The sequence below is a fragment of the Candidatus Dependentiae bacterium genome (assembly GCA_016191325.1).
In the GTDB taxonomy this organism is placed as follows: Bacteria; Babelota; Babeliae; order Babelales; family JACPOV01; genus JACPOV01.
On sequence record JACPOV010000008.1, the window covers coordinates 941,334 to 954,737 of the forward strand.

Genomic DNA, 13,404 nt, shown 5'->3' on the forward strand with positions numbered 1-13,404 from the left:
TTGGGCAAATGGGGAGTGGGTAAAAAATGGGGAATCTAAAAAAAATAATTGGGTGTTTATTTTTTTGTGTGATTGCACTTCCCAGTTATTCCCAAATGCATAAAGAAAAAAAGCCCGAGATGCGAAGAACCAATAGCTGTCGCGATTTAAAACAACTTCTGGAAGAAGATCCCTTTAAAACCAAAACCTTTGAACAATCTCCACAGCCTTTGGTTAACAACAATAACAACAATTCAAAAGATGAAGTTACTGAAGTAAACCTCGCTTCAATGCCTGAAATAATGGAGAATTCTTTTGCGAGAATGATGAAAAAATACGATCCATTCCGCAGAACATCAAGTGTGCCAAAAATCGCAATTGAACCAATCGAATCGTATACCTCCAAAAGGCAACCACTCACACGCAGTTTTTCTGAACTTTCTTCTAAGGCGTACGCGATTACATATCCTGGTCCTGGGGTTTTTGCAGTTCACGATATGGAAGAGGATAAAGAGCTTCTCACTTTGAACGGTTCACCGTGGAAAACGCATACCACCTTTGCCAGCCCAACAAGCATTGCTTATATTACAAAGCCGGAAAGCGCTGTGTGCGTTGTAGAAGTGCCCACAGGAAAACATGTAAAATGCACAGATTTTAAAGTAATTGATTTCAACAGTTCTACTTTTGAAATCCCACAAGGGGTGTCTAGCCCAGATCTTATTTCTCAAGGGAAAAAACCTTATCCAGTTACGGTGAAAGGGCTCGATAATAATAAACTCTTAACCCTTTACCGATCAACTTCCACAACTATAAACAAACAAAAAGGTGGCATTCTTTATTTGTGGGAGGTCGACCGAGGAACGTTCACTGAGCTCGACCCAAAAGCTGTTAATATTGATTCTGCGCTTCTTGCTGCCGGTAAATTAATCGATACAAAAGGGAATGAGATACAAATCTTTGAAAATCCTGGAAAGCAGACAGAATCGATAAAGACAATAGCAAAACATACCAAACCGATAGCGAGCATTTCATTATCATCATTATCACAAAATGAACTTATACTCGCTTCAGGCTCTGCCGATAAAACCGTTAGGCTGTGGGATTTGGGAATGTATGGGAGCGAAAGCGCAACTTTTGAATTTCCAGAAAAAATAAACGCTGTCGCTTTTCACCCAGAAATCGACTATCTTTTGGCCGTTGCAGCATTAGGAACTATTCATTTTGTCGACACCCGAACAAAAGAAAGTATTGGTACGTCGCCCCTGGGCGCAATGTGTAAAAATAATATAGTACGAACGCTTAAATGGAATCAAACGTCTCTCTACGTAGAAACCGGATTACGCGTGTGGTCGAAATTAACCGGTCTTGATAAATTCTTACAGAGCGGTAAAAAAGTCGACACAACTGCACAATCTCAATAGTAAAACTTTCTTTTTACTTGCAGTCTTTACTGTTCTGTTTAAAATCTGATTAGTAAATTTAATTTAAAACTATCGGATATTTAGCCATGAAAAAAATTATCATTGCCGTTATCATTGGATATTCGATTCCGAACTTGCTAGGGATGGAAGCGCGCTCTAATGAAATTAGCAAGCGAACTTACACGAGCACGCAAGTAACCCAATTTTATGCTCTAGAATCGTGGTACACAAGCAGGTTACAACAGTTGATTGATAGCCATTTTGACCAACAAATTGATCGAGCCAATTTTGATTCTAAGGCGCAAAAGCTCTACAACAATTTTAAAACTGGAAAAGATAGAATTTTAAGCAATAAGAAACAACGTATTTAATTTCGCAAACGACCCCATAATGGAGTTTTTATGAAAAAAATCATAGCGGGCCTACTATTAACGTTCAATGCATCTTCGATTCTAGCAATGGATAACACGCGTCGCCAAACGCCGCCGACATCAAGTATTGAAAATCTTTTGGAGGGCTTATCCATTGAAGAAAAAAAAGAAATAGTCCAAACCTATGAAAAACTTAATAGCACCCTCCAGGTGGTCTCAACGCTCGTCCCAACAGAAGAAACCGAAATTCAAAAGAAAAAAGAAGATTTAAAAAAGTTTTGTATCCGTAGGATTGCCAATTCTTCCCATCGCGACTCAAAAGATAGCAATTAGGCAGGATAATTATTTCATAATCTATAGGCCAATTTTACGATTGGCCTTTTTTTGCTATACTTATTCAATAAAAAGACTCATTCGGCAAAGGATTACCCGTGTCTGGCAAAACTTCGGTTCTTGATGCATACCCCGCTTACCGTGTTGATATTGGTATAGAAGTTCACGTACAGCTTACCACAAAAAGTAAGATTTTCTGCACATGTTCAAACGGGTTTGCAACCGAGCCAAATATCAATATTTGCGAAACCTGTTCAGGCCAACCGGGAGCTCTGCCCCGCCTCAACGCTCAAGTAGTTGAATACGCTATTATGACCGGCCTTGCTACAAACTGCACCATTAGTCCAGAATCTACATTTGATCGCAAACACTATTTCTATCCAGATTTGCCAAAAGATTTTCAAATTACCCAAAACTACTTGCCCATTTGTACTGATGGATTTGTTACCATTCATTTGGAAGATGGCAGCAAGAAAAATATTCGCCTTATTCGTATTCATATGGAAGAGGATGCTGGAAAAAATATTCATGCACAAACGGGCGAAAGTTTTGTGGATTTAAATCGCGCAGGCACTCCGCTTCTTGAAATTGTCAGCCATCCAGATATTAATAGTGCTTATCAAGCGCGAGAATATCTGCAAATGCTTCATAAAACGGTGAAATATTTAAATGTTTCTACCGGCAACATGGAAGAAGGAGCATTTCGCGCAGATACCAATATTTCGGTGCGAAAAAAAGACGATCCAAATCTTGGTACCAAAGTAGAACTTAAAAATATTAACTCGTTTAAATTCATTGGCGATGCTATCGAATACGAAATTGAACGACAAATCGAATTGCTCGAAGATGGCGGCGCTGTAAAACAAGAAACGCGACTTTGGGATACAAAAGAACGCAAATCTGTTCCAATGCGCAGCAAAGAAGAGCTTGCCGATTATCGTTATTTTAGTGAGCCGGATTTGCCTATCGTTGCAATCGATCAAAAAAGAATCGACGCGATCAAAGCTACCCTTCCTGAACTTCCTGCACAAAAACTTGAGCGCCTTATGAGAGAAAAAAATCTCTCTGCATATGAAGCAGAAATTTTAGTTGATGCGCCAGAACTCGCAAATTATTTTGAAAAAGCATATTCCATCAATCCAAGCAAACAGATCATTAACTGGATCTTGCGCGACCTCTTAAGCTATTTAAAAGAAGAAAAACTTGAATTAACGGCAAGTAAAGTTACTCCCGAAAAATTAGCGGAACTCGTCGCGCTCATCGATAAAGGCACGATTAATAATCGGGCAGCACAAGAAATTTTTATGCACGTCGCGCAATCGGGAAAAAACCCTTCCGCTCTCGTTAAAGAACTTGGGCTGGAGCAAGTTGGTGCTTCTGCGGAACTTGAATCGATTATTAAGGAACTTATTGAAGCTCATCCTGAGCAAACGGCACAATATAAAGCTGGGCAGCAAAAACTTTTTGGATTCTTTGTCGGAGCTGCGATGCAAAAAACGCAGGGCAAAGGAAATCCAAAAGTGATTCAAGAACTGCTCAAAAAATACTTAAGCTAAAAAATGGCGCTGTATATTATTTTAAGTGCTTTGGCATCGATTTTATGCAGCGAGGCCAGCGGAATGGAATTAGCCGAATTCAAGAATGAAAAAAAAGATTATTCTTTCCCAGAGCTGTTAGCTATCAAATTAGAAAACTATCCCGTTTGCCTTGCAATCAGCGACGATAATAAATATATCGCGTTTGTTACTCGCTACCAAACGGGATCTCTGTTTAGCTTAAATGAAGATGCATCAAAAGTTGTATCAACGACGAGCATTAACGTCCCTGATTGTTTTTGCAAAACTCTCTATTTTGACGAACAATCGAACCTGAGTTTTTGGAATCCTTCTCAGCCATATCCGCTAAGAAATTTGATATATAATGAAGGATGCGATGAACCGCACGCATTCTCCTACAAGAAATCATTGATAGCTCAATCGAGCCATGATATGCGAATCCGCATTTTTTGTTTAGATCGCCCCGAGAATAAGAAAAAACATAAAACGTCGCTTCATCATACCTCCGGCTCTGTTACATCCCTTGCATTTAATCAAGAAGGATCGCTATTGGCATCAGGGGCACACGGTGGCGAACTTTTTTTATGGGATACTCATAGTTGGGAAAAAAAATCCACCAAACTTTCGGGGCACGTACTTGCATTATCGTTCAGCAATGATGATCAAAGATTGGCAGCGGGAAGTACACACGGAGAAGTGCTCCTGTTCGATTCTACTAACCTCGAAATAATAAAAAGAATTGATTACGCTAACCCGAAAGGAATCCATCACGCAGTTTTTAACGCAGATGATTCACTACTTATCAGCGGATTAGATGATGCACTTTGTATTTCAGAATTGAAACCAACATTTAAACCGCAATCCCCCGCCCTTGAAAACTTAAAAATTGAAAATAAGGGCAATAAATCGCTCCCAGAGTTTTGGGAAAAACTCATAAAAAAAATCGGCTTTCTTAAAGGCTAATTATATATATCTTATAAAATTGCCACCTATAAAATTGAGCACTTATTGATGGCCAATTGTTATGGCTTTTTTTCAAAAATAACCATGCCCCACTTTTCAAATAGCATTGATTTTCCGCGTATAAATAAGCTATTCTGGTAATTGATTGTAGGTAATTTGAACAAATTGAAATGGTCAAATGAGTTGCCGCCTCAAAAAATGCCTGGCGGATTATATACTCAAAATTTCCAACCAATTCTTGCTCAATTCGACCTCAAAAAAGTTCTTCCATTTTTATAGCAAAATGGTGGATCAAAAAGAACATATTAAAAGGAGAAAATATGAAGTTAAAAAATATAGCATTCTTTGCCTTATCACTTCTCGTTGTCGTTCCAGTTGCACAAGCAAGTCTTGGTACAACTCGTGTAGATGGCACTATAGGTAGAACAACTACTTATTATGGTAACCGCGTGTATACAAACCCTACCGGTTATCCAACCACGGCAAACACTGGCGTAACTGCCACCGCATATCCAACTACTAAGGTTGGAACAACTGCGATTGGTTATACAAATCCAGGAACTGCAAGTTTGGCTAATCCGAATTATACAAATCCTAATGTTTACGGTACTGAAACGAATTATGCTACAGGAACACCTGAAGAGAATAACTACTATAACCGTACATACAGACAAGGGCGATCTGGTTTAGGTCAATATAGACACGGCGGCGTGTTGAGCAACCCATCAGGGCGTGGCTTTTACCGATAATACATAAACCTTATCAGTAAATTTTCCAAATAGGCCTTGAAACTATCGAGGCCTATTTTTTATTAAAAATATGAAAAAGAAATCAGGAGAAAATAATGAAGCTAAAAAAAATTATGCTCGTCGTACTATCCATTGCGATAATTGCGCCTCTTGCACACGGTAGAGGCGGGGGCGGCCACGGCGGCGGCGGACATTTCGGCGGCGGTGGCGGTCACTGGGGCGGATATGGCGGTCGTGGTTATGGTAGAGGTTACGACAGAGGATTCTACGGCGGTACCGGAATAGGTTTTTATGGCGGCCCTGGCTACTATAGCGACTACGATGATTATGGCACTTATTACGACGACGGCGGTTACGTTGGCGATGACGGCGTTGCTGTAGGCGTTGATGGCGTCGGCGTTGGTGTTGGCTCTGGCGGCATCGGTATCGGATTCTAAAAATACGATAGAAAATAAATCTTGCAAAAGATTATAGAGGCCATGGAATTCCATGGCCTTTTATTTTGGTCAGTGTTCACTTTGTAAAAAAATAGAGAATCTATTTTTCTTAAAAAATATCGAGAGAATAGGTATCGAACTTATTCTGCTCAGCTTTATAATTTCCCACAAATGCAATCATAGCTGCGTTATCGGTGCAAAAGGCTGGCGATGGGCTCGCAAATGGCAAGTTATGTTTATTTGCTAACTGGGCTAACTTTGCTTTAATGAATCGATTGCACGCAACACCACCAACAAAAGAAATACCGCGCACATATGAAAACTCTTTTAATGCAAGTTCAATTTTTTGCTCAAACATTTTACTAATACAAACAAGAAGAGAACTGGCAACTTGCTTTTTGTTTTCAAAATTCATAGTAGCCAAAAGTGATTTTGCTGGTAGATCATACCAACCGCGTTTTACTAAATCGTAAAGAACTGCCGTCTTTAATCCTGAAAAACTAAAATCGAGTGTATGTGGATTACCGCGCGGATAATGAAAAAAATCTTCAAACGAAATTTCTTGAGCGTATTTTTCTATTAATGGACCGCCTGGATATCCGAGCCCCATTAGTTTTGCAATTTTATCAAACGCTTCGCCCGCCGCATCGTCAAGCGTTTGTCCAATTATTTGAAATTCACCAAAATTTTTAACTAGATAGAGCGCCGTGTGCCCGCCTGACGCTGATAAACAAAGATAGGGAAATGGTAAAGATTTTTCCAAGAATGATGAAAAAATATGTCCCTCAAGATGATCAATGCCAATAATCGGTTTTTTTTTGGCCCATGCTATAGCTTTTGCAAATGAAAGACCAACCAGAAGTGATCCGGGCAATCCCGGTTTTACCGTTACGGCAATGGCATCGATAACATCGAGAGTCACGCCCCCGTGTTCCAGCGCGCGCCGTACAATGCTATTTATTTTCTCCAAGTGAGAGCGCGATGCAAGCTCAGGAATAACGCCGCCGTATTCTTTGTGGATTTCCGTTTGAGAATATAAAACATTGGAACGAAGGCCATCATCACTTGAATACACAGCTGCCGCCGTTTCATCACATGAAGTTTCTATCCCTAAAATCAATCGTCCCGCCATACATTCCCTCATTTATCCAGAAGTTAACTTTTTCTATGCGCTGTATCCGCGCGCATTGAAAGGTATTGATATGAGTCTGTTTGAGGCGCATTGCACAATCGCCTTAAATGGTTTTTTGTGAAATGAGCGCAGATTGATTCCGCCAATAACCATGCGATCACGCATCGATCTTATCATTTCTTTGGTAACTGAATCCTTAATTACAATCGTTGGCAAATAAATGCTCGTGCCGCCGCTTGCCCATTCACGGACATCAAGGCGATTGATATATTCAGGATTCATGAAGACGATAACCGTATTATCAGGAACAATCATTTCGCCCTCTTTAAAGCGAATTTCTTGTACGCGCCATGAATCACGCCATTCAATTGATTTTTTATTTTGCAAAAGCTCAAGCGGATCAATTTGAGGCATATCAACCGTATACTTACTTAATTTATAAAGTTTATATGAAGCTTTAGGCGCCAATTGCAAGTGTTCAATGTGATTTGCGTCAGGGATTTTTAGATCCTCTGTGCTCATGATCAGAACGTGAATTTGATTCGGTTTATCATCCTCGTAAATTTCAAATGCAGCTTTTCTGATTTCGCTCTCTTTATCAACCGAAACACTATAGAGCCCACCCTTATAGCACACCGGCAAACCACCAAGATCTTCGGTACCATTTGGGCTACTAATAAATCCAAAAATTGTTACCTGTTTGGTTGGTTGGCTAACCGCATATACTTGCAACACTGGAAAAATTATAAAGAGGCCCGAACCGACAAGAACCATCAACAAAAAAGTTCCAAATCCCTTTTTCATGATTGCTCCTCAAGTTATATTGTGTATTTTTATTTTTTTTCTTAGTTTATACTAATGTTTACAAGGTGAAAAGAACTCTAGCAGCGTACCATGATACAACGTTTCCTACTATTTATAAAACAGACCGTTACTCCTTCGATATCAGCCCAGCTGGCCGCCCGCTCGTGGTGCGTGGGTATGTTTGTCGCTTGGTCACCCTTTCTCGGGCTGCAAACGATATTGGCTATTATTCTTTCTTATTTTTTTTCGCTCAAAGCATCTATAACGCTCACCGCTTCATTCATGATTAATAATATTTGGACCGTTATTCCTATTTCTTTAGCAAATTACAATTTTGGCCTCTTTCTGTTTGAAAAAGTTCTTCATCGAACACCGCCAAAAAATCCAGCATTTTTTGCACCGATTGAACTCTGGCTTCAAACACGGCTGGCAATACCAACGCCAAGCTTATGGCCGTTTCTTATTGGCGGAACGATTTTAGCTTTTATTATTAGTTGCGCAGCATATCCTTTTGTTAAGCGCTTTTTGTTGTATTTCTCTAAGCATTAATCGGAATCTTCATTATGAAAATTTTAGCGCAAAATAAAAAAGCTTTTTTTGATTATGAAATTCTCGATCACATCGAAGCAGGAATTGTGCTCACCGGGGATGAAGTAAAATCGATGCGGGCCGGGCACATTTCGCTTGTTGGTGCCTATGCGACGATTTACCGAGGAGAGCTTTTTTTAATCAATTGCACCGTGGCACCGTATGCGCAGGCGTATCAAAAAAAAGATGAAACAAAAACTCGTTCACGAAAACTTCTCGTTCATCGGCGCGAACTTAATCGAATCGCCGGCGATATCTCTCGCAAAGGAGTTACGATCTTAGCACTCAAAATTTACCTGAATGAAAAAAATCTCATTAAAGTAGATTTGGGAATTGGTAAACACAAAAAAGCTGGCGATAAACGAGAAGCAATTAAAGAAAAAGATCTCAAGCGCGAATCGCAACGCGAGTTAAAAAATAAATATTAAAAAACCTAAGCATTTACATCTAGGATTATCATGATGGTTCTCTACTCTTTGTTACTTCTTTTTGGTTCCTATGCCCATTGCATGGAACAAAACAAATCGTTCACAATTCAAGAAACCCGCCAAGTTATTCTGAAGGATCCCGTATCGTTCATACAAGAAATAAGAAATCATCAGAAAAAAATGATGGGCGAAATAAAAACAAAAAATCTTGATACCGTAAACAACTGGCCCGCAAGCATCGAAATTATAAAAAAATATCAAGCAATCATGCCCCTTGTTCAACTTGGCGAATGCCCAGGAATCTCAGGAAGAGATTGTCCGCTTGATCGAATGCTCTTTCCCGAGTTACGAGATGCATACGAGAAAGAGGTTTCAAAAGAATTGGCGGCGCAATTGCAAACACAGAAAGAAGTGCACCTTGCAAGTTTTGGTTCGGGTGATCTTTCACAAGACCTCATTGTGTACACAAAAGCACTTGCTAAAGTGACCGATAACCCAAAACTCACCATTCATAACATTGATCTAGTTTATAAGTTTAACACGCCTTATTCGGATCTGATTGGAAAAAAGCGTCTAATTGAACACGAAGACTTTACAGAAAATTTTGCGATCGAGTTCATTTCAAAATCGTTACAAACTAAGTCTAAGCAGCCTCTATCAAAAGAAACAGCACGAAATATTATTCTATCCGGCTTGCATTACACGTCATTAAAGAATAACAGCATGCTTGATTTTCTTAAAAATGCATTTCCCAAAGCAGCGATCTCGTTATATGTCCACCAATCGGCAGATAGTTATTTGCAATATATGAAGCGTGAAAAGCTAAGCCCGCCCACTATTGTTACTGCTTGCGATATCGATAACGTGGAAGACTTCAAGTCCGGCAGCACCATTGCTTATGCTGATATCTCTAAAAAAGCATTTGAAAATCCTAACGCGGCCACTTTTTTATTGGCCCGCGAAGATCCATCGTCGACACAGGCGCAATTGCTCGTTATGAAAAAAAAGAATGACCAAACTCCTATTGCGCTCATATCTCTTTTTTCATAATAAATAACTATATTCTCAGAGTTGATCTGAAAGCAAACGCATGAATTATTTATCGGCTATAATTTTATTTTTTTCAATTTTTAATGTTCCTCTTTCCTGCATGGAAAAAAAAACGCAATCAACAACAACAAAAAAATCTGCAGATTTTGAGAACTTAAAAAAAACAATTCTCTTAAAGCCAGTAGATCTATTGCAAGCTAATATGTTGTCTCAGGCTGCATTTGAAATTCAAGAACAAAAACTAGATGATGATGTTCCCAGAGAGGGGCTTGTAGCGCAAATAGAAAAAACAGTTCCATTTTTTTTTATTAATGAATGTGGTAGACACAGCAGTGAAGATTGTCTTTTAAGTCGTTTTAAAAATCCTAAACTCAGACAAAAATATGCTGAAATCGTTAGTGCTGCTCTTATTGAAAAGATTAACCGCACAGAAGAAACGGTTAAATATACTACAGTAAGCACACCGCTTTTTTCAGACTTGGAGATTTTAACGCGAACTCTTGATAAAAAAAGCAATGCCAAAATAGCGATTGATGTTGTTGATATCTTTCACGGCATTTTCGATTTATTTTGCACTGTTCAAAGCAAAGATCATTCTCTCGATAATCTAATGGAAAAAACAATAGGACAAGAAGAGCTTGGCAAGATGCAAGAACTTGTTTCTACTCCTTGTTCAAGTGAAGTTAAAAAAGAACGGTTGGTTGAAAGCTTTTCTGTTGGAAAAACACGCAATAATCAATTACTCAATGGTTTGAGAAAGATGTTTCCAAAGGCCGATTTGACATTGTCCGTTTATAATTGTGTTGATCATTATTTAAACCATGCAGCTGATGATGACTTCCTTGTTCCCGATATTGTCTGCGGGGACGATATTGAACACGAATTTGACCTGTCGGATAAAAATTTTGCATCGAAAGCCTTCCATGAACTCTCGATTGCTGCCCTTGTTGCCAATCCAACTGCTAAATCAATCCTCTTGAGCAAAAAATGCGAGGGCATTATTCAAACGATAACTCGCAAGCCTACTACAACCTTCTATTATGAAGTTCAATACATAAAACCGTCAGTTGTAAAATTGAAATAAAAGTGTTCAGCCAAGCGCTCCTAAGTAATCACAATGCCAAGCAGTTCGATATTGATAGAAATCTGCAAATTTAAAAATTGAAAAAAAAGAATACCCATTAATATAGTTAGGATCTAATGTTTAATCTTCTTTGCCTGTTCTTCATTGTTCCCTTTTACGTTATTGGAATGGATGAGCTGCCTTCAATTGAAACAACAAAAAACCAGATAATGAGTAACGAATATTTAAAAAATCATGAAATTATACGAAAAAAAGTTTTTCAAGAAATAGATGATCTTGGATTGACCAAAGAAGAAAAGTATACAGAGCGCATAGCCCTTCTGGAAAAGTACAAAAAAAAACATCCGCTCATAGCGCTATCGGAATGTGCATCCTCTCAAATGGGGGTTTGTCCATTGAGCAGAGCCATACATCCCAACTATCGAGATACATATGAAAATACAGTTTCTCAAGAACTTGCACGACAATTAAAAAACCAAAAAACAATATCCATTGCAAGCTTTGGGTGCGGGCAACTTCTTTCTGATGCCATTATCTATACCAAAGCCCTTGAAACAACTAAGTCAGCAGAGCTCATCATTCATCAGATTGATCACCAATTAATTATTCCTCAATTATATTTGAATAAAACAGAAGAGAATCGACGCGTCAAAAGACAAACATTTTCATCAGAAGAAACCTTAAGTTCTATTCAAAAAACCTTAGAATCAACTAAAAACGAATTTAGCGAAAACTCTGAAGAAAAAGCTTTGGCATCAGACAGCCTGGCTCTAAAAAATACAATACTGGACGAATTACATACTCAATCATTTCTGCATAATAGTCTATTAGATTACCTGCAAGAAGCATTCCCTCAAACTACTATTTCCATGTACGTTCACGGAACCGCACAAGATTATTTGCAAGATATAGAAAATAAAAAATTCCCAAAACCGAATATGGCAATAGCGGCAGATATCGACGATGGATATGGAATGGAAAGAAATAGCGTGGCAGACTATTATTTAGTCAGATCAAAAGCTTTAGAAAATGATAATTCAGCAGCATATATTCTTGCACGATCTACAGAAAATCCAGATACCCAAGCGCAAATCAGATGTATAAAGATGGAAAATGGACAACGAATTGAAGCATCTATGAAGAAATTATAGCAATCACCGATGAATTTTAGTTTTTTGACAAAATGAAGAAATTTTGTTACTATTTGAATAGATGGATTCTTTGAAATTTTTGGGGGCGTACTGGCTTCGACGTTCTATAAACATCGTAGAAAGCATGCCGAGTTTGACTGAGACTCGTACAAAATTGGTCAAAAACAGAAATGCAAACGCATCTCAACCGAATCCTAACGCTTACAACGCAGGTTTTGCCCTCGCTTAATCGTTAAGAGACACTTGTCAGTAAGGCGTGTCTATCAGTTGAACTGACACGTATTAATCAGATAGAACTGATGCGGTAGATTTTTCAGTTGCGTAGCGTATCAGTATCACGAAACTGGCTCATGCGCATTCCTGTGTTTTCGAGGGGCGTATGAGTATATTCGAAAAATAAGCATGTAGCGTTTTACGTTTTTTATTTTGCGGACATGGGTTCGATTCCCATCGCCTCCACCAGTCTTCGCTTATCCGGGCCTTCCGGCTCGACAAGCTACGCCTGGCTTCGCCATCTTTTCTAAGGACGGATACACAGTTAAATAGCGAAGACTGCCCGGCATAGCCTTTAGGCGACGCCTGGGCTGATCCAATCAAAAGAATCCTTATTTTCGCTTATCCGAGGCATTCCGGCTCGGTAAACTACGTATGGCAGGCCAGTTTTTTTTAACGGATCAAAATAAATATCGCGAGCCAATTGAGGCGAAGTATGCCCTTCGTAGCTCGCCAACGAGCGAAGTAGGGCGAGTCTATTAAATCCATACTATTGCCTTCACGGACACATCACAAATAATTGATCTAGAAACCATAAGCTCTTATACTTTCCTTAATTATTTTTAAGGGAGAGCAATGAAGTTATTTTTCACATTCATTACATTTTCAATTACCTGCACTCTTTGCTCTATGAATATGAGCAGTAAACCTAAACCTATGCAAATTGATACGTATGTTTCGTTACATACCGGCGAAACCGTTTTTACGGAGACGTTCAAAAACTTTTGGGGTAACATTCTGCGCGTTGCTCGAAGTGGAGATTATTCTCAAGATCTGCATGTTTCGCTTTTGGCTCTTTGCAAAGAAGGCACAGCGCTACCAGACCACCATAAAAAAATATTGGAAAAACACAGTCTTCCTACCAGCAGCGAGGAATTCGATGTGCATAAACGTTCTATCATCATTGCAGCCCATGCAAATTGTAAGTTGATCATCAATCCATCAGATCCTAAAGATCTAACCGGCCAATTCATACTAAAACCCGAGAATATCCCCTAAGAAGCGCCTGCTATATAATTTGGCCAGACCCTTTTTTCAATCATCTCATTTTGTGCTAGCTTAATTAATAAGGGTTCGTTTTCATG

Annotated in this window: 15 protein-coding genes and 1 other RNA gene; 14 read left to right on the forward strand and 2 right to left on the reverse strand. The window is 39.0% G+C overall.

Features of this window, described 5'->3' with window-relative positions:
• The first annotated feature begins 26 nt into the window (after positions 1–26).
• The 7 genes from HYX58_05080 (at position 27) to HYX58_05110 (ending at position 5,809) form a co-directional block, all read left to right on the forward strand.
• Positions 27–1,400: a hypothetical protein gene (locus tag HYX58_05080; protein ID MBI2775352.1), complete on the forward strand. Its 1,374-nt coding sequence runs from the start codon at positions 27–29 to the stop codon at positions 1,398–1,400.
• An 86-nt stretch (positions 1,401–1,486) separates the two neighbouring features.
• The gene (locus HYX58_05085; GenBank protein ID MBI2775353.1) at positions 1,487–1,771 is read left to right on the forward strand and encodes a hypothetical protein; all 285 of its coding nucleotides are present in this window, start codon (positions 1,487–1,489) and stop codon (positions 1,769–1,771) included.
• Positions 1,772–1,801: 30 nt separating this feature from the next.
• Positions 1,802–2,104, forward strand: coding sequence for a hypothetical protein (locus HYX58_05090; GenBank protein MBI2775354.1), 303 nt, complete (start codon positions 1,802–1,804; stop codon positions 2,102–2,104).
• 98 nt (positions 2,105–2,202) lie between these two features.
• Entirely contained in the window at positions 2,203–3,660 is a 1,458-nt protein-coding gene (gatB, locus tag HYX58_05095; protein MBI2775355.1) for an Asp-tRNA(Asn)/Glu-tRNA(Gln) amidotransferase subunit GatB, read from the forward strand.
• A gap of 3 nt (positions 3,661–3,663) precedes the next feature.
• Complete coding sequence (locus HYX58_05100) at positions 3,664–4,623, forward strand: hypothetical protein (protein ID MBI2775356.1); 960 nt, start codon at positions 3,664–3,666, stop codon at positions 4,621–4,623.
• Between the two features lie 320 nt (positions 4,624–4,943).
• Positions 4,944–5,372, forward strand: coding sequence for a hypothetical protein (locus HYX58_05105; protein ID MBI2775357.1), 429 nt, complete (start codon positions 4,944–4,946; stop codon positions 5,370–5,372).
• Between the two features lie 95 nt (positions 5,373–5,467).
• Positions 5,468–5,809: a hypothetical protein gene (locus tag HYX58_05110; protein ID MBI2775358.1), complete on the forward strand. Its 342-nt coding sequence runs from the start codon at positions 5,468–5,470 to the stop codon at positions 5,807–5,809.
• A 109-nt stretch (positions 5,810–5,918) separates the two neighbouring features.
• On the opposite strand, the gene tsaD is transcribed toward HYX58_05110, so the two are convergent.
• Positions 5,919–6,941 carry a tRNA (adenosine(37)-N6)-threonylcarbamoyltransferase complex transferase subunit TsaD gene (tsaD, locus tag HYX58_05115; protein ID MBI2775359.1) on the reverse strand — a complete coding sequence of 341 codons (1,023 nt, stop codon included), beginning with the start codon at positions 6,939–6,941 and terminating at the stop codon, positions 5,919–5,921.
• A gap of 33 nt (positions 6,942–6,974) precedes the next feature.
• A complete protein-coding gene (locus tag HYX58_05120) occupies positions 6,975–7,745 on the reverse strand; it encodes a hypothetical protein (GenBank protein MBI2775360.1) in 771 nt (256 codons plus the stop codon).
• A gap of 90 nt (positions 7,746–7,835) precedes the next feature.
• Between HYX58_05120 and HYX58_05125 the strand changes: the two genes are divergently transcribed.
• The 7 genes from HYX58_05125 (at position 7,836) to HYX58_05155 (ending at position 13,318) form a co-directional block, all read left to right on the forward strand.
• Positions 7,836–8,294 (forward strand): DUF2062 domain-containing protein, encoded by a 459-nt coding sequence (locus HYX58_05125; GenBank protein MBI2775361.1) that lies wholly within the window; start codon positions 7,836–7,838, stop codon positions 8,292–8,294.
• Positions 8,295–8,308: 14 nt separating this feature from the next.
• Entirely contained in the window at positions 8,309–8,761 is a 453-nt protein-coding gene (gene smpB, locus HYX58_05130; GenBank protein MBI2775362.1) for an SsrA-binding protein SmpB, read from the forward strand.
• 30 nt (positions 8,762–8,791) lie between these two features.
• Positions 8,792–9,811 carry a hypothetical protein gene (locus HYX58_05135; protein ID MBI2775363.1) on the forward strand — a complete coding sequence of 340 codons (1,020 nt, stop codon included), beginning with the start codon at positions 8,792–8,794 and terminating at the stop codon, positions 9,809–9,811.
• Positions 9,812–9,851: 40 nt separating this feature from the next.
• Positions 9,852–10,895 (forward strand): hypothetical protein, encoded by a 1,044-nt coding sequence (locus HYX58_05140; GenBank protein MBI2775364.1) that lies wholly within the window; start codon positions 9,852–9,854, stop codon positions 10,893–10,895.
• Between the two features lie 116 nt (positions 10,896–11,011).
• Positions 11,012–12,046, forward strand: coding sequence for a hypothetical protein (locus tag HYX58_05145; GenBank protein MBI2775365.1), 1,035 nt, complete (start codon positions 11,012–11,014; stop codon positions 12,044–12,046).
• A gap of 81 nt (positions 12,047–12,127) precedes the next feature.
• Positions 12,128–12,508, forward strand: a transfer-messenger RNA (tmRNA) gene (gene ssrA, locus HYX58_05150).
• Between the two features lie 387 nt (positions 12,509–12,895).
• Positions 12,896–13,318, forward strand: a complete 423-nt coding sequence (locus HYX58_05155; protein ID MBI2775366.1) for a hypothetical protein — start codon at positions 12,896–12,898, stop codon at positions 13,316–13,318.
• The last annotated feature ends 86 nt before the right edge of the window (positions 13,319–13,404 follow it).

Coding starts and splice junctions, on each gene's coding strand:
- HYX58_05080 (MBI2775352.1), top strand. CDS start 27: ATGGGGAATCTAAAAAAAATAATTGGGTGTTTATTTTTTTGTGTGATT.
- HYX58_05085 (MBI2775353.1), top strand. CDS start 1,487: ATGAAAAAAATTATCATTGCCGTTATCATTGGATATTCGATTCCGAAC.
- HYX58_05090 (MBI2775354.1), top strand. CDS start 1,802: ATGAAAAAAATCATAGCGGGCCTACTATTAACGTTCAATGCATCTTCG.
- HYX58_05100 (MBI2775356.1), top strand. CDS start 3,664: ATGGCGCTGTATATTATTTTAAGTGCTTTGGCATCGATTTTATGCAGC.
- HYX58_05105 (MBI2775357.1), top strand. CDS start 4,944: ATGAAGTTAAAAAATATAGCATTCTTTGCCTTATCACTTCTCGTTGTC.
- HYX58_05110 (MBI2775358.1), top strand. CDS start 5,468: ATGAAGCTAAAAAAAATTATGCTCGTCGTACTATCCATTGCGATAATT.
- tsaD (MBI2775359.1), bottom strand. CDS start 6,941: ATGGCGGGACGATTGATTTTAGGGATAGAAACTTCATGTGATGAAACG.
- HYX58_05120 (MBI2775360.1), bottom strand. CDS start 7,745: ATGAAAAAGGGATTTGGAACTTTTTTGTTGATGGTTCTTGTCGGTTCG.
- HYX58_05125 (MBI2775361.1), top strand. CDS start 7,836: ATGATACAACGTTTCCTACTATTTATAAAACAGACCGTTACTCCTTCG.
- smpB (MBI2775362.1), top strand. CDS start 8,309: ATGAAAATTTTAGCGCAAAATAAAAAAGCTTTTTTTGATTATGAAATT.
- HYX58_05135 (MBI2775363.1), top strand. CDS start 8,792: ATGATGGTTCTCTACTCTTTGTTACTTCTTTTTGGTTCCTATGCCCAT.
- HYX58_05140 (MBI2775364.1), top strand. CDS start 9,852: ATGAATTATTTATCGGCTATAATTTTATTTTTTTCAATTTTTAATGTT.
- HYX58_05145 (MBI2775365.1), top strand. CDS start 11,012: ATGTTTAATCTTCTTTGCCTGTTCTTCATTGTTCCCTTTTACGTTATT.
- HYX58_05155 (MBI2775366.1), top strand. CDS start 12,896: ATGAAGTTATTTTTCACATTCATTACATTTTCAATTACCTGCACTCTT.